Annotated in this window: 31 protein-coding genes; 27 read left to right on the top strand and 4 right to left on the bottom strand. The window is 55.8% G+C overall.

Features of this window, described 5'->3' with window-relative positions:
- The first annotated feature begins 129 nt into the window (after nucleotides 1–129).
- The 17 genes from B472_RS14385 (at nucleotide 130) to B472_RS14305 (ending at nucleotide 14,882) form a co-directional block, all read left to right on the top strand.
- Nucleotides 130–1,158: a P63C domain-containing protein gene (locus tag B472_RS14385; RefSeq protein WP_019425675.1), complete on the top strand. Its 1,029-nt coding sequence runs from the start codon at nucleotides 130–132 to the stop codon at nucleotides 1,156–1,158.
- A gap of 53 nt (nucleotides 1,159–1,211) precedes the next feature.
- Nucleotides 1,212–2,156, top strand: coding sequence for a hypothetical protein (locus tag B472_RS14380; RefSeq protein WP_019425674.1), 945 nt, complete (start codon nucleotides 1,212–1,214; stop codon nucleotides 2,154–2,156).
- Between the two features lie 234 nt (nucleotides 2,157–2,390).
- Nucleotides 2,391–3,014, top strand: coding sequence for a sigma factor (locus B472_RS14375; RefSeq protein WP_157951986.1), 624 nt, complete (start codon nucleotides 2,391–2,393; stop codon nucleotides 3,012–3,014).
- A 230-nt stretch (nucleotides 3,015–3,244) separates the two neighbouring features.
- A complete protein-coding gene (locus B472_RS16985) occupies nucleotides 3,245–3,550 on the top strand; it encodes a hypothetical protein (RefSeq protein ID WP_133176107.1) in 306 nt (101 codons plus the stop codon).
- A 14-nt stretch (nucleotides 3,551–3,564) separates the two neighbouring features.
- Complete coding sequence (locus B472_RS14365; protein WP_019425671.1) at nucleotides 3,565–4,089, top strand: hypothetical protein; 525 nt, start codon at nucleotides 3,565–3,567, stop codon at nucleotides 4,087–4,089.
- Nucleotides 4,089–4,883: an ATP-binding protein gene (locus B472_RS14360; RefSeq protein ID WP_019425670.1), complete on the top strand. Its 795-nt coding sequence runs from the start codon at nucleotides 4,089–4,091 to the stop codon at nucleotides 4,881–4,883. The genes B472_RS14365 and B472_RS14360 overlap by 1 nt, the downstream gene beginning before the upstream one ends.
- A 22-nt stretch (nucleotides 4,884–4,905) precedes the next feature.
- On the top strand, nucleotides 4,906–5,418 hold the full coding sequence (locus B472_RS14355; protein ID WP_019425669.1) for a DUF669 domain-containing protein: 513 nt from the start codon (nucleotides 4,906–4,908) through the stop codon (nucleotides 5,416–5,418).
- 11 nt (nucleotides 5,419–5,429) lie between these two features.
- Nucleotides 5,430–5,831, top strand: coding sequence for a hypothetical protein (locus B472_RS14350; protein WP_133176106.1), 402 nt, complete (start codon nucleotides 5,430–5,432; stop codon nucleotides 5,829–5,831).
- Nucleotides 5,824–6,777, top strand: a complete 954-nt coding sequence (locus B472_RS14345; RefSeq protein ID WP_019425667.1) for an oxidoreductase — start codon at nucleotides 5,824–5,826, stop codon at nucleotides 6,775–6,777. Before B472_RS14350 ends, B472_RS14345 begins: the two co-directional genes overlap by 8 nt.
- Before the next feature lie 45 nt (nucleotides 6,778–6,822).
- Complete coding sequence (locus B472_RS14340) at nucleotides 6,823–8,397, top strand: DEAD/DEAH box helicase (RefSeq protein WP_019425666.1); 1,575 nt, start codon at nucleotides 6,823–6,825, stop codon at nucleotides 8,395–8,397.
- A 68-nt stretch (nucleotides 8,398–8,465) separates the two neighbouring features.
- Nucleotides 8,466–8,735, top strand: a complete 270-nt coding sequence (locus B472_RS14335) for a DUF6511 domain-containing protein (RefSeq protein ID WP_133176105.1) — start codon at nucleotides 8,466–8,468, stop codon at nucleotides 8,733–8,735.
- Nucleotides 8,732–11,065, top strand: coding sequence for a PriCT-2 domain-containing protein (locus B472_RS14330; RefSeq protein ID WP_157951985.1), 2,334 nt, complete (start codon nucleotides 8,732–8,734; stop codon nucleotides 11,063–11,065). The genes B472_RS14335 and B472_RS14330 overlap by 4 nt, the downstream gene beginning before the upstream one ends.
- 399 nt (nucleotides 11,066–11,464) lie before the next feature.
- Nucleotides 11,465–12,007: a hypothetical protein gene (locus B472_RS14325; protein WP_019425663.1), complete on the top strand. Its 543-nt coding sequence runs from the start codon at nucleotides 11,465–11,467 to the stop codon at nucleotides 12,005–12,007.
- Nucleotides 12,000–12,521, top strand: coding sequence for a hypothetical protein (locus tag B472_RS14320; protein ID WP_019425662.1), 522 nt, complete (start codon nucleotides 12,000–12,002; stop codon nucleotides 12,519–12,521). The genes B472_RS14325 and B472_RS14320 overlap by 8 nt, the downstream gene beginning before the upstream one ends.
- A 64-nt stretch (nucleotides 12,522–12,585) precedes the next feature.
- Complete coding sequence (locus tag B472_RS14315; protein WP_026039274.1) at nucleotides 12,586–12,864, top strand: DUF1778 domain-containing protein; 279 nt, start codon at nucleotides 12,586–12,588, stop codon at nucleotides 12,862–12,864.
- 89 nt (nucleotides 12,865–12,953) lie between these two features.
- Nucleotides 12,954–13,373, top strand: coding sequence for a GNAT family N-acetyltransferase (locus tag B472_RS14310; RefSeq protein ID WP_238147452.1), 420 nt, complete (start codon nucleotides 12,954–12,956; stop codon nucleotides 13,371–13,373).
- A gap of 222 nt (nucleotides 13,374–13,595) precedes the next feature.
- A complete protein-coding gene (locus B472_RS14305) occupies nucleotides 13,596–14,882 on the top strand; it encodes a site-specific DNA-methyltransferase (protein WP_050995410.1) in 1,287 nt (428 codons plus the stop codon).
- Here B472_RS14305 and B472_RS14300 read toward each other — a convergent pair.
- The 3 genes from B472_RS14300 to B472_RS14290 are packed head-to-tail and all read right to left on the bottom strand — an operon-like array spanning nucleotide 14,828 to nucleotide 15,713.
- Complete coding sequence (locus B472_RS14300; protein ID WP_019425658.1) at nucleotides 14,828–15,304, bottom strand: DUF3489 domain-containing protein; 477 nt, start codon at nucleotides 15,302–15,304, stop codon at nucleotides 14,828–14,830. The two genes, B472_RS14305 and B472_RS14300, sit on opposite strands and share 55 nt — an antisense overlap.
- A gap of 14 nt (nucleotides 15,305–15,318) precedes the next feature.
- Nucleotides 15,319–15,507 (bottom strand): hypothetical protein, encoded by a 189-nt coding sequence (locus tag B472_RS14295; RefSeq protein ID WP_019425657.1) that lies wholly within the window; start codon nucleotides 15,505–15,507, stop codon nucleotides 15,319–15,321.
- Complete coding sequence (locus B472_RS14290) at nucleotides 15,507–15,713, bottom strand: hypothetical protein (RefSeq protein WP_019425656.1); 207 nt, start codon at nucleotides 15,711–15,713, stop codon at nucleotides 15,507–15,509. Before B472_RS14290 ends, B472_RS14295 begins: the two co-directional genes overlap by 1 nt.
- Before the next feature lie 129 nt (nucleotides 15,714–15,842).
- Here B472_RS14290 and B472_RS14285 point away from each other — a divergent pair, with 129 nt between their 5' ends.
- The gene (locus B472_RS14285; protein ID WP_019425655.1) at nucleotides 15,843–16,208 is read left to right on the top strand and encodes an HNH endonuclease; all 366 of its coding nucleotides are present in this window, start codon (nucleotides 15,843–15,845) and stop codon (nucleotides 16,206–16,208) included.
- 149 nt (nucleotides 16,209–16,357) lie between these two features.
- Here B472_RS14285 and B472_RS16980 read toward each other — a convergent pair whose 3' ends face one another.
- Nucleotides 16,358–16,585, bottom strand: a complete 228-nt coding sequence (locus B472_RS16980) for a hypothetical protein (RefSeq protein ID WP_133176104.1) — start codon at nucleotides 16,583–16,585, stop codon at nucleotides 16,358–16,360.
- Between the two features lie 180 nt (nucleotides 16,586–16,765).
- On the opposite strand from B472_RS16980, the gene B472_RS14280 reads away from it, so the two are divergent.
- The 9 genes from B472_RS14280 (at nucleotide 16,766) to B472_RS14240 (ending at nucleotide 24,705) form a co-directional block, all read left to right on the top strand.
- On the top strand, nucleotides 16,766–17,104 hold the full coding sequence (locus tag B472_RS14280) for a phage terminase small subunit P27 family (RefSeq protein WP_238147451.1): 339 nt from the start codon (nucleotides 16,766–16,768) through the stop codon (nucleotides 17,102–17,104).
- 9 nt (nucleotides 17,105–17,113) lie between these two features.
- On the top strand, nucleotides 17,114–18,826 hold the full coding sequence (locus tag B472_RS14275; protein ID WP_019425652.1) for a terminase large subunit: 1,713 nt from the start codon (nucleotides 17,114–17,116) through the stop codon (nucleotides 18,824–18,826).
- Between the two features lie 4 nt (nucleotides 18,827–18,830).
- Nucleotides 18,831–20,237 (top strand): phage portal protein, encoded by a 1,407-nt coding sequence (locus tag B472_RS14270; protein ID WP_081504915.1) that lies wholly within the window; start codon nucleotides 18,831–18,833, stop codon nucleotides 20,235–20,237.
- 107 nt (nucleotides 20,238–20,344) lie between these two features.
- Nucleotides 20,345–21,289, top strand: a complete 945-nt coding sequence (locus B472_RS14265; protein ID WP_019425650.1) for a S49 family peptidase — start codon at nucleotides 20,345–20,347, stop codon at nucleotides 21,287–21,289.
- Nucleotides 21,290–21,442: 153 nt separating this feature from the next.
- Nucleotides 21,443–22,780 carry a phage major capsid protein gene (locus B472_RS14260; RefSeq protein WP_019425649.1) on the top strand — a complete coding sequence of 446 codons (1,338 nt, stop codon included), beginning with the start codon at nucleotides 21,443–21,445 and terminating at the stop codon, nucleotides 22,778–22,780.
- 26 nt (nucleotides 22,781–22,806) lie between these two features.
- A complete protein-coding gene (locus tag B472_RS14255) occupies nucleotides 22,807–23,253 on the top strand; it encodes a hypothetical protein (RefSeq protein WP_019425648.1) in 447 nt (148 codons plus the stop codon).
- On the top strand, nucleotides 23,254–23,877 hold the full coding sequence (locus B472_RS14250) for a head-tail connector protein (protein WP_019425647.1): 624 nt from the start codon (nucleotides 23,254–23,256) through the stop codon (nucleotides 23,875–23,877). It abuts the gene before it with no gap.
- Nucleotides 23,874–24,224, top strand: coding sequence for a phage head closure protein (locus B472_RS14245; RefSeq protein WP_019425646.1), 351 nt, complete (start codon nucleotides 23,874–23,876; stop codon nucleotides 24,222–24,224). The genes B472_RS14250 and B472_RS14245 overlap by 4 nt, the downstream gene beginning before the upstream one ends.
- Nucleotides 24,217–24,705 (top strand): HK97-gp10 family putative phage morphogenesis protein, encoded by a 489-nt coding sequence (locus B472_RS14240; RefSeq protein ID WP_157951984.1) that lies wholly within the window; start codon nucleotides 24,217–24,219, stop codon nucleotides 24,703–24,705. The genes B472_RS14245 and B472_RS14240 overlap by 8 nt, the downstream gene beginning before the upstream one ends.
- Nucleotides 24,706–24,707: the final 2 nt, after the last annotated feature.

The raw sequence follows: 24,707 nt of genomic DNA, 5'->3' as shown, positions 1-24,707 counted from the left end.
CCGTTCTGGCCATCAAAAAGCCGATTTGCGCCATGTAAACGACACCCAGTCCTCAAGTCCAGTCAGAACACATCACAAATTTATTTCCGAGCAACAGTAATAATGCTGGTTGTTTACTAGCAATGTGATATGATGCTGCTCATCAACCACCAAGGAGTAATGATGCAAGAAGAAAACACCACCGGACGCGCGCTCGGCGGCTTGGCCAGGATGGCCAGCATGACGCCAGAGCAGCGCAAGGAAAACGCCCGTGCAGCTGCCCAAGCAAAGGCTGCATTGAAGAAGTTGCCCAAGGCAACTCACTCTGGTCAATTGGCTACAAACCTGATCGACTTACCGTGTTTTGTACTTGACGACGGACGTCGGGTCATCTCTGGTAGGGGCCTGACTGCAGCCATCGGAATGAAAGGGCGCGGAGCTGGGGTTTCTCGGGTTGCTGAGCACAAGCTCATTAAGGCCTATGGTGATCCAGCCCTAATAGCCGCCATAGACAACCCGATTCAATTCGTTGGCAAGTCACCGAAAGGTGACAACGTGCCAAGTGATGGTTACGAGGCGCATGTTTTGCAAGAAGTTTGCGAAGCGATCCTCACAGCGCGTGACAACAATTTGCTCTTGACGGAGCAAGACCAGCGATATGCAGTGCAGGCAGATATTTTGATGCGGGCATTCGCGCGCGTTGGCATCGTCGCGCTGATTGATGAGGCTACTGGGTATCAGAAGGATCGAGACAAGCAGGCACTAGCCAAGATTCTTGAAGCCTTCGTCGCCAAAGAGCTCCAGCCATGGTTGAAGACGTTCCCGGATGAGTATTACAGCGAACTTTTCCGCATCTACAAAATTCCATATCCACCGGTGGGTAATCCATCGTGGAGACCTAGTTTTCTCGGACATGTGACCAATAACGTTGTTTACGATCGACTTGCACCAGGTTTGTTGCCAGAACTAAAGCGTCTGGCAAGCAAAGAGGAGCGTAAAGCACGGCTTCACCAACATCTAAGTCAGGAGGTGGGGCACCCTAAATTACAAAGTCACATGGGTTCCATCGTCACTCTACTGAAACTGTCGCAAAGTCCAGAGCAGTTCCGTGACTTGGTAGACCGTTTACACCCACGTTTTGGTACCACTGGCCAACTCGACTTCGATGGCCAGGCGTAGTACGTAGCCATCTGAAAGACTCACGCAAAAAATAAAAGATAAAGAGGTTTTAAATGAGCTATTGGAATCAATTTGACAATTTCGATCCGTTGACCGGGCAGGTTTCGTACTGGCCATTTCCTCAAAATTCAGGAATTGTCTGGCGAGCTCGTAACTTATTGCGAAAACGGACAAGCGAACAAATCAGACATCTGGCCAGCTTTTCTGCTCAGATAGTGGATGAGTACTTTAGCCAAGCTAAAGAGGATGAAATTGAGAAGCTTAAAAGTGAAGGTGAATGGAGCTATTTTGATAGCGATGAGGATGGAAATCATCTTCAAATTAATGAGGAACGATTAAATGAACGCGATTTTCCAACCGCCGAAAACACGACCGAAATTGATGCGCTTACAGAGTGTATTGATGGATGGAGTGATGTATTTGGCGATGGCTCCGAGAATCCAGAAGCTTTTGAATACTTTGCAACTATGGCGCTGTGGAAAGTCGCAGATGCCATCGATAGGGTGACTTACAGCTATGACTACAAGTCAAAAACCTACACAAAAAAGGATAGGAAAAAACTTGAGTCGTATGACTACACAAGAGCTGCAGCCAGCGCAATTGAGGCGATGGAAGCTATCTGTCGAGCTGAAAGTTTGAGAGATATTGAGCGTCGTGAGAAGCGATTTACTGAGCAGATTCAGGCAGCTGAAAAACACACCAGCGCAAAGGTTCTTAAAGCGAATGAAGCTAAGTGGAAGTCCCTGCAAGAGCAGGAGGCCAAGCAGAAAACCGACCATGCCAAAAAAATGGCCGAGCTGAGTAAGGCTAATAGAAATAAGTCGATGGCCGCAACATTGGCACATTGGGATCAAGACACGTCATTGCAAAAGCTCAGTATTGCTAAGGCGGGCATCAAGCTTTCAGCATGGTTGGCAACGCAAGACCTTTACTTCTTCGAACCTCGAACTGTGTCGCAGTGGATTTCTGCCCATAAAAAGGTTAAAGCGGCAGCCTGAAATTCATACAGTCAGCGAAGCTGAACGTACATCCAGCCAAGGGTAACGACCGTACAGTCAGCGCGGCTAAACGGACGTGAACCGAAGCATGCCGCACGGCATGCCAAGCAAGCGTATTTCTTTGGTTACCCATCATCTCCATGATCGCCCTGTTCATTCAAAACAGGAGTCGTCATCATGGGAAATCAGAGTTGTACAGCACGGACATCTACCCCGTGCGCAGGTCGCAAAAATGTGCCCGCCAATACCCCCAGTGGGTATTTATTTGGCCAGAGCGCAAACGATCCGTATTTTGAAGCTGCCGTTAATGCAGCCAGGGTCCGGACGCATCAACTGGCCGCTCGCCACGGCTTATCGCCAGCCGAGCGAGAGGACTTTCAGCAGGAGCTGATGCTCGACCTGCTGGAGCACAGACACCAGTTTGATCCGGCCAAGGGTAGCCCGGGCACATTCACGGGCATGGTGTCAAAACACCGTGCCGTTGAATTGCTCGACGGGATGATCAAACAGCGCATGCTTTATACGGATTTTGACGCCGCATCCAAGACGATGGGGGCCGCCAATGACTCCGAGATGGGCACGTCCAAAACCAAATCAGCAGACGACTGCATCGACGCGATCAACTTTAAACGCGACCCCGATCACGAATTCTTCACTGACGGCATGGCTATGCATGACCTGCAAGCGGCCATTGCCTTCATGAATGGCGAGCAGTCCGCATTGCTTGACCTGCTCACTGATCACTCGGATATCGCCAGCGCATGCGTGGCATCCGGCTTATCCACCGCATCTTTCTACCGCCGCGTCCACGAGCTACGCATGCACCTGCGCATGTTTGGTCTGCGCGAAGTGGCCTGAGAAAAATAACGCGTCCAGCGGTAATAACACCTATGCCAGCCAAAAAGTCCCCAAGCAAACCGAGCCGCAATACCTGCGCCACGGCCAATTCACACCTTTCGGAGCCCAAATTGTTAGCGCCACAAAAACTTGTCGAAATATCGCGCAGCCATCTTGGCCTCGTCGCACCAGAGCCGCTCGGGGGTGCACGCCCTTTCTATTCACCAGGCGTCGCTGTCACAGAAGCCATTTTGTGTGACTGGGTCGCCAGTGCACAAATCGGCCACTGCATCCAGTACCACGAGGGCCTGCTGCTGCGTGATCGTTCAGAGATCAGCAGCGACTTGACCACCAAGGACCGCGCCCGTATTCACTCCGTCGCCCGTCGCGCGTGGATCGCCTGCGAGCTTGGCCTGGTGCATCTCTTTAGCCAAAAGGTGGGGCAGGACCACTACCGCTACCTGGCCATGCGCTCCAGTTCCCCGCTCAAGCCGCCCGAAATCCGTACCCAGCTGCGCATTGCGCAGATGGCTCCCAGCAACCGCAAGCCCCACTGAAAGAAAGAGAACCCATGACTGCCGAACCCGACGTGCTGGATGAAATAGGCCAGCTTTACATGAACGAGCTCGACAAGCTCCCGCTGCAAGACCTTGACCGTATGATCAAACAGGTCACTGCTGCCAAAGACACTGCCGCTTTGTACCTCAACGCATTGCAGTCCACCTTGCACAGTCGCTTGGGTGGTCATGCCCAACAGCTTCGCCAAGAGGCTGGCAAGTCCACCGGCACTGTGCGCTTTGAGGTCGATGGCTACATGGTCGTCGCCGATTTGCCTAAGCGCCCTGAATACAACCAGGTCAAGCTCAAAGAAGCCGTGGAAGCGCTGCGTAAATGGGGCGAGGACCCGGAGAATTATGTCGGCATCGAAATCAAAGTCGCCGAGTCCAAGTACACCGCCTGGCCACCCGGTATCCGCGATCTGTTCGAACCTGCACGCACGCTCAAAACGGGCAAGCCCAGCTACAAGCTCGAGCAGATCAAGACCGGAGAAATTCCCGACGCTGCCAACGACAGTCACTTTGGTGGGGGTGTGTGATGGCCATTTCACTTGCACAACTCACCCGCGCCAATACGCCCAAGCCACCCCGTATTCTGATTCACGGTGTTGCAGGCGTTGGTAAAACCACCTTCGCCGCAGAAGCCAGCAAACCTGTGTTCGTGCAAACGGAAGACGGTCTGGGAACAATTCCGGCAGCTAGCTTTCCGCTTGCACGCACGTTTGAGGAAGTCCTTGAGTCACTGGCCTCGCTTTACACCGAAGACCATGACTTCAAAACCGTGGTCATTGACAGCGTTGACTGGCTCGAGCCCTTGGTTTGGGGCAAGGCCTGCCGCGACAACGGATGGGGATCCATCGAAGACGCCGGTTACGGCAAAGGGTACGTCGCCGCATTGACTCTGTGGCGTCAGTACATCGACGGCCTGAACGCACTGCGTGACGACCGTGGCATGACCGTTGTGCAAATCGCGCACACCGACATCAAGCGTTTTGACTCGCCTGAGCACGACCCCTACGACCGGTACGTCATCAAGTTGCACACCCGCGCAGCGGCGCTGATGCAAGAGCACTCCGACATCGTGCTCTTTGCCAACTACCGCATCTCCACCGTGAAGGCCGATGTCGGCTTCAACAAAAAAGTAAACCGCGCCATGGGCTCGGGCGAGCGGGTGATTCACACCGCCGAGCGCCCAGCCTTTTTGGCCAAGAACCGCTATGGCCTTCCCGAGACCCTGCCACTGGACTGGCAGTCCTTTGCCCAGGCCATGCCCGATGTGATCAAGCCCATGTTGATCGCCAACCCAGTCACCCCCACCAACCCAACCACCTGAAATTGAAATAGGAGAAAACACCATGGCTTCATTCGGACAAACTTTCGACGCATCCTCAGTTGAACCCAGCAGCGGCTACGAAGTCCTGCCACCCGGTAAATACCTCGCCCAAATTGTTGCAAGCGAAATGCGTGCAACCAAAGACGGCATGGGCCAGTACCTCTACCTTGAGGTGGATGTCATTGAGGGGCAGTACGCAGGCCGCAAGCTCTTTGATCGCCTGAACCTCATCAATGCCAATGCAGATGCTGTGCAAATCGCACAGCGCACGCTGTCATCTATCTGCCGTGCCGTTGGCAAGTTGCAGGTCAGCAATTCGGAGCAGTTGCACCTCATTCCATTGATTGCTGATGTGCGTGTGCGCCCCCCGAAGGGCATGTATGGCGAGAGCAACTCGGTCCGCTACCTGCCTCGCAGCGGTCAGGCTGCAAACGCCCCCACATTCAGCACTGGTCCAGCCAACCCGCCAGCGCGTCCTGCCGTTGCTACAGCAACGCCTGCTGCCAACGGACTGCCCTGGAAGCGCCAAGCCTGAGGTCCCACTGCATGCACGAACACTTCACATTGCATCAACACGCGCTTGAGCCGGTTCACCTGCCGGACTCTGCGCAGGGCTGTCGGGAGCGAATGGCTGCGCTGCAAGGCGAGATTGCTTCCATTCGTATTCAGATCGCAACGACTGACATTCGGCGGCAAACAGAGAAGAAGACGCTTGATGCTGCCTGGTTCCATCGCGCCAAAACCGCGCTGCGTTTAAAGCAGCAGGAGCTGGCGCAGGTGACTGTGCATCTTGCAACCTTTGATAAACGCGCTGCGCCCAATCACCGTGATGCCTTCAAAGACACCTTGATTGAAGTGGTGCGTGAAAACTGCAATGACCAGGAGTGGGCGGGCCTGGTGCAGCGTGCGCGTGACTTACACGCGAGCCAAGGAGGAAACCATGGCTGAACTGCCCGCCATCACAAGCCTTACCCGCGAGGCCATCTTCTCTGGCTACGAAGCAGATGCCAGTGATGGGTTTCGCAGCCACCTTGGCGCATCCCTCATTGGCAAGGAATGCGAACGTGCGCTTTGGTACGACTTTCGCTGGGTCACGCGCAGCAAGCACCCAGGCCGACTTCTGCGCTTGTTTGAAACCGGTCAACTGGAGGAGGCGCGCCTGGTGCTGAACCTGAGACGCACCGGTGCGACTGTGCTGGAAGTCGATCCCGAGACTGGACGTCAGTTTCGTGTTCAAGCCCATGGCGGCCATTTTGGAGGTTCGCTCGATGGCGTTGCTATCAATTTGCTTGAAGCACCCAAAGTCTGGCACGTGCTGGAGTTCAAGACGCACTCTAACAAGAGCTTTGGCGATCTGGTGGCCAAGAAGGTACGCGAGTCCAAACCGCAGCACTTTGCCCAGATGCAAATCTACATGCACCTGATGGGCATTACCCGATCGATGTACTTGGCTGTGAACAAGGACACCGATGACCTGTATGTCGAACGCGTGGAGGCAGATGTCACTTATGCGGAACTTCTTCTGGAAAAAGCTCGGCGAATCATCTTTGCCCAAACACCACTGCCACGCATCAGCGAAGAGCCAAGTTGGTATCAGTGCCGCATGTGTGACCACGCACCGGTTTGCCATGCAAGTGGCAACAGCGTGGTGGCACCTGCGATCAATTGCCGTACTTGCCTGCACTCAACACCCGTGGATGGTGGTTGGCATTGCGACCGGCATCAAAAGCGCCTGACCGAAGTAGATCAGCGCAGCGGCTGTGAGCAGCACCTGTATTTGCCACCACTTGTTCCTGCTACGCAAGTCGATGCGGGTGACGACTGGGTTGACTACGAATTTACCAACGGTGTTCGCTGGCGCGATGCCGGTTTGAAAAAGCACGCCGCCAACTGAATCCCCAACCGCAAACCTAAACGCAATTGAAAAAGGAGTCCCGTCATGAGCTTTTCCCTTCGCCCCTACCAAAGCGCTGCCATCCAAGGCATCTACAACTATTTCCAAGATGAGAGCGGCAACCCGCTGGTGGTGATTCCTACCGCTGGTGGCAAGTCCCTTGTCATGGCCACCTTTGTTGAAGGCGTGCTCAAAGCCTTTCCAGATCAGCGCATCCTGATCGTGACTCATGTGCGTGAGCTGATTGAACAGAACTTTGCCGAACTCAAAAAGCTTTGGCCGCAAGCCCCGGCAGGGATTTATTCAGCAGGTCTTAAGAAGCGTGAGATCCGTGCGCAGATTTTGTTTGCTGGCATCCAGTCCATTCACAAGCGTGTGTATGACGTTCAGCAGTGCGATCTGGTGTTGATTGATGAAGCGCATTTGATCCCACGCTCCTCAAACACGATGTACCGCAAGTTTCTTGATGGCTTGAAGCGCATTAACCCCATGCTCAAAGTGATTGGTCTGACGGCCACGCCATACCGCCTTGACTCTGGGTTGTTGCATGAAGGTAGTGAGGCCATCTTCACTGACATCGCCTACGAGGTTTCGGTGCGCGAGTTGATTGATGACCACTACCTTTCGCCACTGATCTCCAAACGCATGGCAACGCAAATTGACCTCACTGGTGTGGGTACACGCGGCGGTGAGTTCATCCCGAAGGATTTGGAAGCGGCCATTGACCAGGACGCGATCACACAAAGCGCAGTCAATGAAATCTTCTCGTACTCAACAAACCGCAAAAGCTGGCTGATCTTCTGTGCTGGCGTGGACCATGCTTACCACGTGCGTGATGCGGTGCGCAGCAGAGGGGTGACCTGCGAGACGATTGTGGGCGATACGCCCAGCGCCCAGCGCGAAGCGATCATCAATGACTTCAAGGCCGGACGAATTCAGTGCCTGACCAATGCCAATGTCTTGACGACAGGCTTTAACGCTCCTGCGGTAGACCTGATTGCCATGCTGCGCCCGACCAAGTCGGCGGGCTTGTATGTGCAGATCGTTGGTCGTGGCTGCCGCCTTGCACCGGGCAAGACCGACTGCTTGGTGCTCGACTTTGCCGGGAACATTGCGCGCCACGGACCCATTGACGCCATCAAGCCCAAGACACCCAAAGCGGGTGAAGACGGCGATGCGCCCACCAAAGCCTGCCCTGAGTGCGACAGCATCGTGCACGCGGCGGTACGTCAGTGCCCCGACTGTGGCCACATGTTTCCGGAGCCGCAAATCAAGATTGACGCCAAAGCCAGCACTTTGGACATCCTCTCTGGCGGTCCACCCGAGTGGGTGCCCGTGACACGGGTCAGCTATGCCCGGCACGACAAGACTGGTAAGCCGCCGTCACTTCGAGTTGATTACTGGAGTGGACTGAGTTCCCACAGCGAATGGGTTTGCATTGAACACCAGGGCTATGCGCGGCAAAAGGCTGCGAGCTGGTGGGCAAACCGAGCACCGGGGCTGCCACTTCCCCGTGGTGTTGATGAAGCTCTGGCCGTATCGCAGCGGCTCAAGTGTCCATCGCAGATCGCGGTGCGCCCGAGCGGGCGTTACACAGAAATCGTCGGCGCGCGCTTTTGATGTCGAGCGCATAAATGATGTGCGCCATTTGCAGGCGCGATGCCCGAGGGTATGGGTTCGCGCCATGTTTGATCCGTATTGATGCGCCGAGCGTGAAGTTGTGTTCGAGGCGCTGTCAAAACATTGCAGCAAGGCTAAAGGGAATGATTGATCCAAACCAACATGAAACCAACGCTCTGGCGGCGGCCTGCGAGACAGGTGGCGAGTACGTCGAGTCACTTGCCAAAACAGACTTGGCCACCTTCACCGCAGTGGAGTGGTCAACCTTGATTGATGTGGTCGTGACCGCCTTTCAAGACTCACTTCGCATTGCCTATGCAGATGACCCACCATTTTGAAGGAACGCATGAATCCAAATAATTACATGGCCCATCTTGGGGCCACGCTCGTAGATCGCGGCTATGCCATTTTGCCGATCCAGCCTAGCACTAAGAAGCCGGGCATGTTTCGCCTGGGTGCCTGGCAAGACTATCCCAAGTGGAGCCGTCACTGTGAGCGCGACACGACTGAAAACGAAGTCGATATCTGGGGCGACTGGCCCGAAGCTGGCATTGGTATTGCCGCAGGCAAGGTGATTGGCATCGACATTGATGTGCTGCAGTCCAAAGACATCGCGGTTCAGATTGAGGGCTTAGCTAAGCGGCTGCTGGGCGACACACCTGCAGTTCGTATCGGCAACGCCCCCAAGCGATTGCTGGTGTACCGTGCGGCCCAGCCCTTCAGTGGCTTTAAGTTCCCGCCCATTGAGGTCTTGGGTGTGGGGCAGCAGTTCATCGCCTATGGCATTCACCCGGATACCGGCAAGCCCTACGAGTGGCCCGTGCAAACCTTGGCCGACCTGAAAATCGAAGAACTGCCTGTCATCACCGAGGCACAGGCTCGAGAGTTTGCACGCCAGGCGTACGAGATGGTCCCCGAATCTATGCGCCCCAAAAGTCTGGCTGTAGGTTTGAAGTCTCCAGAGGCGTTCGCCAATCTGCCCGAGCAACGCGGCACGTTCGAGGCAGTGCAAGACGCGCTTCAGTACATCCCCAATCAGGACCTGGACTACGACAGTTGGGTGCGCATTGGCATGGCCATCAAAGGTGCGCTTGCCGAGCAGGGGTGGCCGCTCTTTGAGTCCTGGTCTGCGTCGTCCAGTAAAAACGATGCCAAGACAACCGCTAAAAGTTGGGGGAGCTTTTCGCCTCAGCGCATTGGGGCGGGAACCATCTACAAGCTGGCGCTGGACAACGGCTGGATTCCAGATGCTGACCTGCAGCTCAATGGTGAGATTGTGATGAACGGACATCACCCGGCCAAGGAGATGCTGCAAACGCTGCAAACATCAAACCCCATCACGATTGATGGATCAGGTGCACCGCCCGTGCTGCCACCACCCAAACCACTGCCGACGGGCTGGGACCAAGTTGGCGGCGTGATTGCCGACATGATGTCGCTCATGGCAACGACGGCAAAGCGTCCACAGCCTGTGCTGGCGCTCGGAGCGAGTTTGTGTGCCATCGGCGCGCTGATGGGGCGTAAGTACCGCACCGAGAGCAACACGCGCTCGAACCTTTATGTCGTAGGTATCGCTGAGAGCGGCGCAGGCAAGAACCACAGCCGCGTGGTTATCAACGAGCTATTCCGCAAGGCCGGGTTGCTGCAATACCTGGGCGGCAACAAGATCGCATCGGGTTCCGGTCTTTTGACGGCCATCCAGCGTCAGCCCGCCATTCTTTTTCAGCTAGATGAGTTCGGTATGTTTTTGTCGGCAGCCGCTGACCGTAAACGCTCCCCGCGCTACGTGTGTGAAATCCTGGACCTGATGACCGAGCTGTACACCACTTCAGGCACGACTTACTTTGGCATTGAGTACGCAAGCAACCAACTCAACAACGCGCACCGTGCCATTCACCAGCCCTGCGCGTGCATCTACGGCACCACCACACCCTTGCACTTTTGGCAGGCGCTGCAGGCGTCGAATGTGGCCGACGGTTCATTGGCGCGCTTTCTGATTCTGGAGAGCGAGGACGATTTCCCCAATAGCAACGAACTTTTTGGCACGATAGATCCCCCGCAAGACTTAATCGACCGACTGCTGCTGATCCACCAGGGAGGTGGTCAGTTGAACGGCAACCTCACGGATGTGGGCGCGATTGATGAAGTGCTGGTGGATCCGCGTGTCGTTCCGATGACCGCGCAAGCGCGTGACGCGTTTCGCTTGCTTGACCACGAGTTGTTGACAAAGCTTCGCTTGTCGAGAGGCACCGGTTTTTCATCGATCTTGGCGCGCATTGAAGAGAACGCCACCAAATTGGCTCTCATTCGCGCTGTGTCGCGCGACGCGGTGACACCGCAGATCGAGGACCACGACGCGCACTGGGGAATTGCGCTCTCGCGCCACTGTGCCGAGCTGACTATTCGAGAAGCAAGCGCGCGCGTTTCAGAAAACCAAGTCGAGTCCAACCACAAGCGCGCTTTGCAAATCCTGCGTGATGGCGATGCCGCTGGTATGTCAAAGAGCGAGTTCACACGGCGCACCCAGTTCATGGACCACCGCCAGCGAGATGGCGTGCTGCGTACCTTAACGGACGCCCACCTGGTTGAGGTGTTCGCCATGCCAACGGGCGGCAGACCTAGCCAGTGGATCAAGCTGGCGGGAAATGATGTCCCAACTGAACAGTGAACGGTCTATGAGGACTTCTTTCAATTACGACCTTCTTTCAAAGGGGGTGCCTCTATATACAAATAAATACAGGGGTCGCTATACGCACCCAAAAATCCTCGCGCGCGCGAAACGCCTGCCCTGGAGGTGGTCAGAGAGAGACATAGGTATATATATTGAAAGAAGAAGTATTGAAATAAGTACCCCACCAGACCCGGACTCCACCTTTGAAAGATGAAGTATTGAAATAAGCCCCGTCATCTGTTGAAGACTTTTTGTAAGCCCTGATAACCGCATCCGATTGAAAAAATCGGAAATGACAGACATGAGGGAGCCGCACCCGCCCTGACACGGCTTTGGTGCCAGTGCTCCTCCAGGTCGCACAAGAAAACTTGTACGAACCCTTGGAGGAAATCCCTGATGAATTACAAATCAACCCCACGCCTCGTCATCCTGGCTCTTGACCTGGGTACGACCACCGGCTGGGCACTGCGCTCGGCAAACGGTCCTGTGGCGCATGGCTTCGTGAGCTTCAAGTCCCAACGCTTTGAGGGCGGTGGCATGCGCTATCTGCGCTTTGGACGTTGGCTCGATGACATGCTCGCCTTGAGTGGCTCAGAGAGTGACGCACCAACCGATTCAGCGGTCATTGGAGCCGTTTACTTTGAAGAGGTGCGCCGTCACCTCGGCGTAGATGCTGCGCATGTCTACGGCGGTTTGCTGGCCACGCTGACCGCATGGTGTGAGCGTCACCAGATACCGTACCAAGGTGTGCCTGTGGGCACCATCAAACGCCATGCCACTGGCAAAGGCAACGCGGGCAAGGCCGAGGTGATTGCGGCCATGAAAGCGCTGGGCCACCCGGTCACCGACGACAACGAGGCGGATGCTCTTGCGCTCTTGCACTGGGCGCTGGCGCAGTGTACGGATCCCGCCTTGAGCAAGGAGGTGCGCCATGGCTAAAAAGCAAGTTGCACAGCCATTGACCCATGGCACTTTGGTGAGTCTGCCCGGCGGTCGGGTTGGTGAGTGGATCAGTGAGGCGGAGGAAGGCACCAGCTTTCGCACCGAGCATTTCCGGACTGTCGACTCGCTCGGCCTTTTGATGCGCAATGGCGCGATCACGGCGCAGATGCACGACGCGGGTCAGGACTTCTCTCGCACATTTGTTTTTGCTCAGCTAAGTTCAGCGGGCTCACCACCGCTTGATCGCATACCTGGTGGTCATTGGCAGGACACGATGACAGAGCGCTGTGCCTGGGCTAGAAAGCGGTTGGGTGAGGCGCTCGATGCAGTGGGTGGTATCAGTAGCCCCGGTGGTTGCGCTGTCTGGCACGTGGCCGGTTTGGGTCAAAGCGTGAAGGAGTGGTCTGCTCAGGAAGGTTGGAACGGACGCACACTCAACCAGTACGAGGCCAAGGGCATTTTGGTTGGCGCATTGGGTGTGTTGGCGGTGCATTACGGGTACAGTCGTTAAAAAACGCTTGTCAGGACGTTGTCCGGACGCTATGATGGGTCAACTTTTCAAAAAAGGGGTCGCCATGACCGCAGTCATTCATTCCAAATCTGAGCGCATTGATGTGCGAGCCAGCACGCCTGTGAAGCAATTGCTTCAGGAAGCGGCGCGCGTGGCGCACAAAAATGTGAGCGAGTTTCTGCTTGACGCGGGCATCATCGCGGCTAACCAGACCTTGGCTGACCGCACCCGTTTCGAGCTAAGCGACGACAAGTGGTTGGCGTTTCAGGCTGCACTTGACCAGCCCGTGAGTGCCAAGCCCAAGCTCAAGAAGCTTTTGTCTGAGCCGGGGCTGCTTGGTTGAGTTCGCATGCTTACGAGCCAGTTCGCAAACTGGCCGGCTCGGACACCGTTGAGTCCTTCGACTGTGGCCAGAGCGCACTGAATCAGTTTTTGCAGCGCTTTGCGCTCGTCAACCAAAAATCTAATAGCGCGCAAACCTACGTGAGTTGCCATTCGGGCTCGGTCGTTGGTTTCTACAGTTTGGCGGTTGGTAGCGTTGAGCCTTCCAGTGCGGCACCTCGTGTAACCAAAGGTATTCCACAGCACCCCGTGCCGGTGATGATTCTGGCCCGGCTTGCGGTGGACCTTCAGCACCAAGGCGCTGGGCTTGGCAAAGCACTGCTCAAAGACGCGCTGCTGCGCACTGCACAAGCGGCAGACATTGCCGGAATTCGTGCACTGCTGGTGCATGCAAAGGACGAGACTGCCAGGCAGTGGTATCTCAATTGGGAGTTTGAACCCAGCCCATCTGATCCGTTTCACCTGTTCCTTTTGATGAAGGACATCAAGGCCATGGTGGGTAAATCGTGAGTTAAAAGTACAGGGTATTTAGTCGATGAATAAATCGCACGAAAACCCCTTGACGCGGTATATATCGAAGCGGTAGCATTCAGCTAATCACTCAAATTACGCCCACACGGTTTGCGCCTTGTGGGCGTTTTGTTTGGGTCTTCACTTCCCCGCATTTACCGCGCTTGCAAGCAGCCCTCGCTGGTTGACCTGCAAGCTGCGCTCCAACCCGAAAGCTTCCCTATGACACCCGAGATCCGAATGGTCGCGGTGAATTCGCTCATCCCGTATGCGCGAAACGCCCGCACCCACAGCGATGACCAGGTGGCACAAATTGCCGCATCCATCTCCGAGTTTGGTTTTACCAATCCGATCCTGACAGATGGGGACAAAGGCGTGATCGCAGGACACGGACGCTTGGCTGCAGCGCGCAAACTTGCACTGACTGAAGTGCCCGTGATTGAGCTGGGCCACCTCACCGCAATTCAAAAGAAAGCCTACATCCTGGCCGACAACCGCATCGCTGCAAACGCTGGCTGGGACGAAGAGTTGCTCAAGCTTGAGATTGCCGAACTCGATGAGGCTGACTTCAATCTGGAGTTGATGGGCTTTGGTGATGAAGAGCTTGAGCGTTTGCTCAACGGTGATGGCGACACCACGGGCCTGACCGAAGACGATGCAGTACCCGAGTTGCCAGCCGAACCTGTTTCCAAAACAGGTGATGTGTGGGTCTTGGGTCAGCACCGTTTGCTGTGTGGTGACTCCACCGTGCTCTCCGATGTGGAGCGACTGATGAATGGCCAGCTCGCCGACATGGCTTTCACCGATCCACCCTACAACGTGGACTACGGCAACAGCGCCAAAGACAAGATGCGAGGCAAGGACCGTCGCATCATGAACGATGCGCTAGGAGATGGGTTCTATAAGTTCCTCTACGACGCCTGCGTCAACTTGTTGGTGGTCACCAAAGGAGCCTGCTATGTGTGCATGAGCTCCTCTGAGTTGCACACCTTGCAAAAAGCCTGGCTTGATGCGGGCGGCAAGTGGTCCACATTTGTGATCTGGGCCAAGAACACTTTTACGCTTGGACGCGCCGACTACCAGCGCCAGTACGAGCCAATCCTTTATGGTTGGAAAGATGGCGCAAAACACTTCTGGTGCGGTGACCGCGACCAGTCAGACATTTGGAATTACAACAAGCCCCGTGTGAACGATTTACACCCGACGATGAAGCCGGTGGAGTTGGTCGAGCGTGCCATCAAGAACTCATCCAAGACACGCGACATCGTGATCGATTTGTTTGGCGGATCTGGCACAACGCTCATTGCATGCGAGAAAACGAATCGCCAAGCCCGTCTCATGGAGATGGATCCCAAGTACGTGGACGTTATCGTCAAGCGTTGGGAGGAATACACAGGACAAAAAGCCACCCGTGAAGCGGATGGCTCTGCATTTGCAGATCTATCGCCGCAAGGTCAGTCTGTTTTAGCTGATGCTGTGGGGAGCGAGCTAGAGGGTGAGACCCTGTAGACCCGCTCACCACCGCTCTCTTTGACGGAGTCGATGGTCAGGCCCAGCTTCTTTTTCAAAGTTCCAGCCATACAACCGCGCACCGTGTGCGCCTGCCATCCTGTGGCCTCCACCATTTGAGGGAGGGTTGCACCTTCGGGGCGTTTCATCAGATCGATGAGTACCGACTGTTTGCTGCCTTCGCGTTTGGGTTTGGCCGGTGGCTCAATACCAATGGCCTTCAAGCCTGCAACGGTGATGGCAAAACGGGTAGAGCCCTCTGGTCCTTTGCTGTGGGGTCTGATCAGGCCTTCATTGCCAAGGCTGGTCAGCACCTTGATCAATGCACCACCTTTGAGGTTGGACGGGAAGTCGGTCAGCACATGCTGAGGATGGCTGGCTGCAGCGTTGAGAAGCAAGGTTTGGCTGGGTGTGAGTTTCATGTTGACCTCCGGTATCAGTTTGGTTGGGTTGTTTGTTTGGATTGCTGGCCAGCCGTGAATGCGGCTTGCAGGGCTTCTTTGAGGCCCCAGACGCTGACTTCATGAAAGTCCAGGCGGTCGCTGTTGCGTGTTGCCAGCGTGTCGATGTGCAGATGCTCTGCGGCGATTTGGTTGAGCAGACGCTCCAATGTTTTGGCGTCCATCACTTGGCTCCCCGCACCTGGTGGATCTGGCGGGCGCGGTCAAAGCCGACCCACTCGCCTTGGGTATCAAGGCCGCGTGAGGCCAGCTCCTCGCGGGCCAGCAGGTTGAGGTCAAGTTCCCCACGTGCGGCGGCTGCCAGTACCTTGGTGAGCGCGATCTGGATGAACCCGACCTCGTCGACGGTGAACTGTGTGGTGTAGGTCATTTGCAAAGCTCCTTGGGTTGTTGATGACGTTCCTATGAACGCTCTGAATCCAAGTGAAGCCAAGCTTTATCTGCATCAATTGCGATTAGTTTTTTGATTGAGTTGCTTACACGCCAATACCGAGCCGCTATGCCCCGCAGTGCCCCGACACCATGCCGTCACCCCGCCTGCGCGTTGGTGCTGGACAAGCCCGGCTACTGCGAGCAGCACCGCCCCAAGGTGCACCGGGACTACGGGCGTGCCAGGCGTGGCTTTGATACTGAGCTGGGCTTCTACCAGTCCGCGCGCTGGCGTGAGGTACGTGCTGCATTCCTGCGTGAACACCCGCTGTGTGTGGCGTGCAAGGGGGCGGGTCTGGTGGTGGCTGCCAAGGTTGCCGACCACATCAGGCCGCTCAAGGACGGCGGCGAGCGCTTTGACTGGGTCAATCTGCAAGGGCTGTGCGTCTCATGTCACAACCGAAAGACGGCGCGTGAGACTGCAGGTCGGGGCTGACTACCCCCCCCGGGGGGGTCTCAATCTCTACAGACGGCGGCCAAAGATGCGTGCGCCTGCCAAGATTTTTGCGCGTGCAAATTGAAACCTAGGGGGGTTGCCCGAAGGCAGCCTAATGCCGGGCCTCGCCGGTCGGGGCTAAGAGCCGATCAGTTGAGATCGGCGATGAACTTTTCAATATTGATGGCTTTGGATTTCCCCACCGAGCGAATGATGGAGTTGGCGACGTTTTCTTCAACGACGCTGTTCCATTTGGAAAAGCTTTTGTCCGTCACGCTCTTGTCAAACGCAGATCGAACCGCCTCACGCCCAGCTTTCATATCAGCCGCCAGAGCGGACTGAACGAGGCATTTTGAGATGACGTCGGCTTTGCGCACTGGGAGTTTTCCGGTGGGTTTGAAGCCTCCATATTAACGATTACCAACGACTGAACCCAGATGGCCGGAAGAAAACCACTCCCGACGGAGATCAAAAAGCTCAGGGGAACCCTGCAAAAGTGCAGGACCAACCCGCATGAGCCGCAGCCCCAAGGGGATCTGGTTGCGCCGCCCGAGTACATGTCCGACGGGGCCAAGCAGGCCTGGCGCTATGCCATTGAGAGCGCGCCTGAGCATTTGCTGCGCAAACTCGATATGTCGGTGCTGGAGGTTTGGTCCTGCGCCGCTGACTTGTACCGCAAGGCCCAGATCGGAATCACCAAGACGGGTCTGCTGATCAAAGCGCCGAACACCGGTGTGCCGATGCAGTCGCCGTACTTGGCCATCGCCAACAAGCAGGCCCAGATCATGACCAAGGCAGCGGTGGAGATGGGATTTACGCCAGCCTCTCGTTCGCGTATCACACAGCCCACAGATACCCAGATCGATCTCGATCCTTGGGCGGACATAGCAGGCTGAGACTGAACTTTGGCAGCAGATAACTACGCCGCCGTTGCCCGCAAGTATGCACAGGCAGTCGTTGCCGGTGACATCCTGACCTGCAAATGGGTCCAGCGTGCATGCCAACGGCAGTTGAATGATCTGGCAAAGTTCAAGGGCAAGGCAAGTCCCTACCAGTTCAACCCAAAGCTCACCGACAAGGACGGGCGGGAATTCCATCCCGCTGACAACCTGTGCGCGTTCATTGAACGCCTGCCCCACGTCAAGGGGCCGCTGGCAGGCGAAACGATCAAGTTGGAGCCTTGGCAGGTGTTCATCCTGACCACCGTATTTGGATGGGTCAAGCCTGACGGTAATCGCCGCTTTCGGCGCTCGTACATTGAGGTGCCACGTGGCAACGCTAAGTCGACCCTGTCGTCTGCGCTTGCGCTGTATATGCTGGCCGCCGATGGTGAAGGTGGTGCAGAGGTTTACTCTCTGGCCACCACCCGCGACCAGGCGCGCATTGTGTTTGGTGATGCGCAGACCATGGCGCGCAGGTCACAGGGCTTTCGCAGCCGGTTCTCTGTCAACGTTGGTGCGCACAACATGAACGTGCTGCATACCGGCTCAAAGTTTGAAGCGCTCTCGGCAGAGGGATCTACGCTCGACGGCCTGAACATTCACTTCGGCTGCATTGATGAACTGCACGCCCATAAGACTCGCACCGTCTACGACGTTGTGGAGACCGGTACCGGCAAGCGAGACAACTCGCTCTTGTGGGTGATCACCACCGCTGGCAGCAATCGCGCAGGCATTTGCTACGAGGTACGCACCTTTGTAACTCGACTACTCGATGGTGTGTTCGAGGACGACAGCCAGTTTGGCATCGTCTACGGGCTGGACGACGGGGACGACTGGACCAGCGAAGACTCGCTGATGAAGGCCAACCCCAACTGGGGTATCTCGGTGCGCCCGGAAATCCTGGGACCGCTGCAGGCCAAGGCCATGCAGTTGCCCAGTGCAATGAACAACTTCAAGACCAAGCACTTGAACGAGTGGGTCAACGCTGACACTGCATGGATGGACATGCGCTCCTGGGACGCCTGTGCTGATCAGGACCTGGACATCGAGTCCTTTGTTGGCCAGCCCTGCTGGGTGGGTCTGGACTTGGCCAGCAAGACAGACATTGCGGCATTGGTGATTGTGTTTGCCCATCCCGAGATTGCTGACGCATTCGTAGTCTTCGGCAAGTACTACCTGCCAGAGGACACGGTCAATGCCAACGGCAACAGTCAGTACCCGGGATGGATGCATACCGGACGCCTCACCGTGACGCCGGGCAATGTGATTGATTTCAGTTGGATCGAAGCGGATCTGAATGATCTGTCCTCTCGCTTTGCTGTTCAGGCAGTCGCGTTTGATCCGTTTCAGGCGACGCAACTCTCGACCCGAATGTTGAGTGAGGGGCTGCCCATGATTGAAGTGCGTCCGACGGTGCTGAATTTCTCAGAACCGATGAAGGCGCTTGAAGCCCTGGTGCTTCAAAAGAAATTGGTTCACGACGGTGACCCGGTTCTGGGTTGGATGGTCAGCAACGTGGTGGCCCACCTGGACGCCAAAGACAACATTTACCCACGCAAGGAGCGAGCAGAAAACAAGATCGACGGCATCGTGGCACTGATCATGGCCCTTTCAAGGGCAATCAAACCGGGAGACTCGGTGGTGCTGGGATCCGACTACGAGTTGATGTTGCTCTGAACTGATGGGACTGTTTACCTTTTTTGATCGCTTTCGCGGATCTGGTAGCTCCAACGCCTCAGGTGGAGATCGTTCGCCATGGGGTGACTTTTCATTCGAGTCAGTGTCTGCGCGTACCAGCAGTGGCATGCGCGTCTCGCCCGATAGCGCGCTGCGCCTAGCTGCTGTGTATGCCTGTGTGCGGATACTGGCCGAAACAATTGCATCACTGCCATTGGTGGTTTACCAGCGCCGCCCTGACGGCGGCAAGGACAGGGTCACGGACCACTGGCTTTACCGCTTAATGGCCAAGCGGCCGAACCGGTTTCAAAATCCTTTTGAGTGGCGCGAGATGCTGCAAGGACACCTGGCTTTGCGCGGTAACGCCTTTAACCAGATCATCACCAACCCGCGCGGCGAGATCATCGAACTCATGCCGATCCACCCGGACCGGGTCAAGATTGAGTTGTTGCCATCAGGTGAATACCGCTACCGAATTAGCGATCGTTCTGGCACTGAGGTGATCTTGCCAAGAGGGGAGGTCTGGCACTTGCGTGGCCTGTCCTCGGACGGCTTGATGGGTATGAGCCCGATTGAGCTTGCCCGGGAGAATCTGGGTACTGCACTAGCAGCCCAAGGCTATGGTGCACGTTTCTTTGCCAATGACGCCAAGCCCACAGGAGGGTGGATTGAATTTCCTGGCTCGTTCAAGGACTCCGAGGCCAAGAAGGTGTTTCGTGAGTCTTATCAGCAGGCGCAGTCCGGCTCCAACCGGGGCAAGGTCCTGGTGTTGGAAAACGGCATGAAGTTTCACGAAGTGGGCGTCACAAACAAAGACGCCCAGTTTCTGGAACTGCGCAAGTTTCAGATCACCGACGTGGCCCGGCTCTTTCGTGTGCCACCGCACATGATTGCTGATCTTGATAGAGCGACCTTCTCCAACATCGAGCAGCAGAGTCTGGAGTTCGTCATGCACACCATGACGCCTTGGGCTGAGCGCTGGGAGGCTAGCATTCAATCTGAGTTACTTCTTGAGAGTGACGATATAGAGATTGAGTTTGATTTCGCCAATCTGATGCGCGGCGATGCGTCCAGCCGCTCAAGCTACTACCAAAGCGGAATTCAGAACGGCTGGCTCACCAGAAACGAAGCACGCATTGCAGAAAATCTCAATCCCATTGACGGACTTGATCAGCCACTACGACCACTCAATATGGTCGAGGAGGACGTGGCGGAGGATTTGGAAATCGATACACAAGCAGAAGTGGCAAAGCCACTGGAGAAAAAAGCGATCAAGCCTTCGGAGGATGAGAGTGTTACCCGACTCAGTGGGCGATATAGCGCTCTTGTTCAAACGACCTCTGAGCGACTTGCTCGCCGTATCAGCCGATCAGATCATCTGGCCGAAAAAGACATCTTGTTGATCTCCTAAGCCTTGGCCGTACCGCTAGACCAGGTTCAGCTTTGGGCAAGCCAAATAGACGAGCCGCTAGATCAAAAACAGCTTACCGAATCACTTATCTCCCTCGGACAGAATTTATGAAAAACCAACTTTTAGTCGCTGAATTTTTGGCAACGCCTTGGGCCTTGATGCCTGAGCGTTTAAGTGCTCTGGCCACTGTCATTTCCCGGTGGTCGCAAGGTGAGCCTGCCAGCGACGCCGCCAGGTTTCAGGTCCAAACAGACCGTGTGCTGCGCGACACTCGCAGACAGACCTCGGCTGCCATTTCGGGTGGCGGCATTGCCGTCATCCCGATTTACGGCGTCATCACACAGCGTGGAAATATGGTGGATGACGTCTCCGGCCCTGGCATGGTCAGCACCCAGATCGTCACCCAAATGCTCAGACAAGCTGTTGCCGACGACGCGGTCAGTCAGATATTGCTGGACATTGATAGCCCTGGCGGCAGCGTCTACGGCGTTTCTGAACTGGGTGATGCTATTTTGAGTGCTCGTGCCCAAAAGCCGGTGGTGGCCATCGCTAACAGTCTGGCAGCTTCGGCGGCTTACTGGATCGGTTCCCAAGCCAGTGAGTTCTACGTCACATCCGGCGGAGAAGTCGGCTCAATTGGCGTGTGGCAGGCGCACCAGGACTACAGCAAAGCCATGGATGAAGCTGGCGTTAAGACGACGCTCATATCGGCGGGCAAGTTCAAGGTCGAGGGCAATCCCTATGCACCACTGGACGAAGAAGCGCAAGGATTTATGCAGTCCCGCGTAGATGACTATTACGCCGCATTTACCAAGGCTGTGGCCAAGGGGCGTGGTGTGCCCATCACTCAGGTACGAGATGGAATGGGCCAGGGCCGGGTCTTGGGCGCTGATGCGGCCTTGGCTCAAAACATGGTCGACGGCATCGCCAGCTTCGATCAGGTCTTGAGCAAGATGCATAAAGACGCGGCGTCAAGTGCTAAGACCAGTCCACCTGCCAAGCCCAAAACCTCCCGATTGGCCCAAGCCCGCTCAGAGCTTGGGATTTTGTAATTTGGACTGCTCAGGAGTTGCTCCGTTGAGCGCCTCCAGTCCGAAAGGCGACCCGTAGGTCGCAAACCTGATGCGTGACTAGCTTTGCGCATTTTTTAATATTTGCAATCCCGCCACCCAAGAGGTGGTTTTTTTACGTCTGGAGAAACCCAAATGAGTAAGCAATTGCGCGAGCTTCAAGCTCGTAAGTCTGATCTTGTCAAAGAGGCTCGTGCCTTAACTGACATCGCCGCCCAAGAAAACCGTGACCTCTCAGATGAGGAGGTAACCAAGTTCAATGGACTCAAGAGTCGAATTGAGACCGCTTCGGCAGCAATTGACCGCGAGTCGGCCTTGATTTCCGAAGAGGTTCAGATGGGGGCGCATGTAGGCAACCACTCTGGTGCTGGTAATGGTTCGGTATTCCCAAGCGTCATAGTGAGCGATAACCGCGAACTCGACCCCAAACATGGGTTTCAAAGCCTGGGTGACTTTTTGCAAAACGTCTGCCATGCGCAAAAGCCAGGCAACCCGATAGACGATCGCCTGCTGATTGGCAGCGGTCGTGGTGCTGCCGCTCCAGCCACCTTTGGCAGTGAAGGCTCCGGTCAAGACGGTGGCTTCTTTGTACCGCCACAGTTCTCAAAGGAGATTTTCCAGCTGTCTTTGGGCGAGGACTCATTGCTGCCGCTTACTGACAATGTGGAGATCAGCGGAAACACCATGGCGTTTCCTAAGGATGAAACCACGCCCTGGGGCACCAACGGCATTCGCGCTTACTGGCAAGGCGAAGCGGCGCCTTCGGTGACCACCAAGCCCGTGTTAGGACTGTCTACTTTGCGGCTCAAAAAGCTGATGGCTCTGGTGCCAACAACCGATGAGTTGTTGGAAGACGCCAATGCCTTGTCGACCTATCTGCCCGAGAAAATTGCACACTCCATTCGCTGGAAAACCAATGAATCCATCCTGTTCGGCTCGGGCTCTGGCGTACCGGTAGGTGCACTCAATGCTGGCGCTACGGTCAGTGTGGCCAAGGAGACTGGGCAGTTGACTCAAACGCTGCTTCCGCAAAACCTGGCCAAGATGATTGCGCGACTTCCCTCGGGCAGCCTGGCCAATGCGGTATGGATCGTCAACAACGACGTGCTGCCAGCATTGTTCACCTTAACCTTGGGGAACTACCCGATCTACCTGCCTACCGGATTGAACGTTGGCGGCATGCAGGTCTCTCCCTACGGCACGCTGCTGGGTCGCCCGGTGTTTGTGTCTCAGCACGCCAACACCTTCTCGGCCCAAGGGGACATCTTGCTGGTGGACCTGAAGTACTACCAGACCATCACCAAGGCAGGTGGCATGCAGACCGCCACATCGATGCACCTGTACTTCGATGCTGATCTCACGGCGTTTCGAACCACCTTCCGTATGGATGGTCAGTCGAAGATTTCTACAGCGATCACGCCTGCCAAAGGCAGCGCAACGATGTCGCCCTTCATCCAACTGGGCGCGCGCTAAGCAGCCCCAAACCTTAGGAGAAAACTATGTTTCCCAACGCAAAAGGCAGCGAACTGCTGTCCGTTCTCGCCACCATCGACCCTGCCGCGCAAGCCGCAGGAACTGTCACTACAGGCTGGATTTCTGTGGCCAACCACCACGGATTCCTCTCCTTGGTTCAGACCGGAGTGCTCGGCACCAGCGCCACAGTGGATGCGAAGTTGCAGCAAGCTGTTGATTCCACTGGCATCAGTGCCAAGGACATCACCGGCAAAGCGATCACCCAGATCATCAAAGCCACAGGCGACAACAAGCAGGCGCTTATCAACGTTAAGCCCGAGGAGCTCGACACAGTCAACGGCTTTGGCTTTGTTCGCCTGTCTCTGACGGTAGGAGTGGCTGCCAGCCAAACTGCTGCTCAAGTCCTAGGTGTTAATCCGCGAGAGCTCCCTGCCAATGCTGGTAATCAGGCGGCTGTTGTGCAGATTGTCTAAATGCCACTGCAACTCGTTTCAGCTCCAGCCGGGGAGCCGATCACGCTTCTTGAGGCAAAGCAGCACCTGCGGGTGGATGTTGATGACGATGATGCATTGATCGGCTCGCTGATTACGGCAGCCCGGCAGGCAGCCGAGACTCGCACCGGCAGGCAGTTGATGACTGCCCGCTGGAAGCTGGTGCTCGACGCCTTTCCGGGTTCTTTGGCCAATCATGTTCCATCCGATGCTTCCTTTAGTTTGCCTGGGCACGCAATCCTTCTTGATAAATGCCCAGTGCAGTCATTGGTCAGCATCGAGTACCTTGACATGAATGGCAACCCCGAGTTGATGCCGCCTGGCGATTACGTCTTGGACGCAGCATGCGAGCCTGCGAGACTCACCCCGGTATTTGGTAAGACTTGGCCCCCGACTCTCCCACAGATTGGCTCTGTGAGCGTCACCTTTGACGCAGGATACGGCGCAGGCTCCTCTGTGCCCGAGGGAATCAAGAGTTGGATTAAGTTGCGTGTGGGAAGCCTGTACGGACATCGGGAAGAAATGGCAGTCCTAACGCGCGGTCGCATTGACTCATTGCCATTTGTAGATGGACTTTTAGACGGTTACCGCGTGAGCGTTGTATGAGCTTAATCAGTGCAGGTCAGATGAGCCAGCGTGTGCGCATTCAGCAGCCCACTGTTGCAAAGGATGCATTGGGTGCGCCGACACAGACCTGGAGCGATATAGCGACTGTCTGGGCTGATATCCAACCGATATCAGGGCGCGAGGCACGAATTGCAGATCGTATAGCTGCGGTGGTGAGTCATCAAATTACTATGCGTTACAGATCCGAGTTCAACGACCCCAAAAGCGTTTCACAAATGCGAGTTCTGTTTCGAGATCGTATTTTTTCAATCCACGCAGCCCTAAATGTTGACGAGGCCAATGTCTCGGTCATGCTTTTGGCAAGTGAAGGGGCGCGCAATGGCTAGAGTTGAAACAGTTCGCATTGAAGGACTAGCACAACTTGATCGTGCACTTCGTGAACTGCCTGACCGTGTTGCTAATCGAGGGCTCAGGTCATCGGTTTACGCAGGAGCAAAGGTCATACGTGATGAGGCGCGTGCTCAGGCTCCAAAAGCTGCGCAGTCGCTTGGCTCTAAGCAACCACCACCCGGAACGCTCAAGCGTTCGGTGATCATGAAGCACGTTCGCGAGCTATCTGGTGGGGGTCGCCAGACCTTTTATGTTTTGGTGCGCCACGGTAAAAAGTACCGCAATCAGGGCAAGCGAGGGAACCTATCGCAAGATGCTTGGTATTGGCGCTTTGTTGAATTCGGTACTCGCAAGATGGCGGCTCGTCCATTTCTGCGTCCGGCACTGGAATCTCGACGCCGCCAAGCCGTTGATGCCATTAAGCAGCGACTGACCCAGCGCATCGAGATAGAAGCGCGAGCCTTGAATGGTCGATAACG

It is taken from the genome of Limnohabitans sp. Rim28, assembly GCF_000293865.2.
GTDB lineage: Bacteria > Pseudomonadota > Gammaproteobacteria > Burkholderiales > Burkholderiaceae_C > Limnohabitans_A.
The sequence above is the reverse complement of the archived record's forward strand: the minus strand, read 5'-3'. Positions and strand labels throughout refer to the sequence as shown.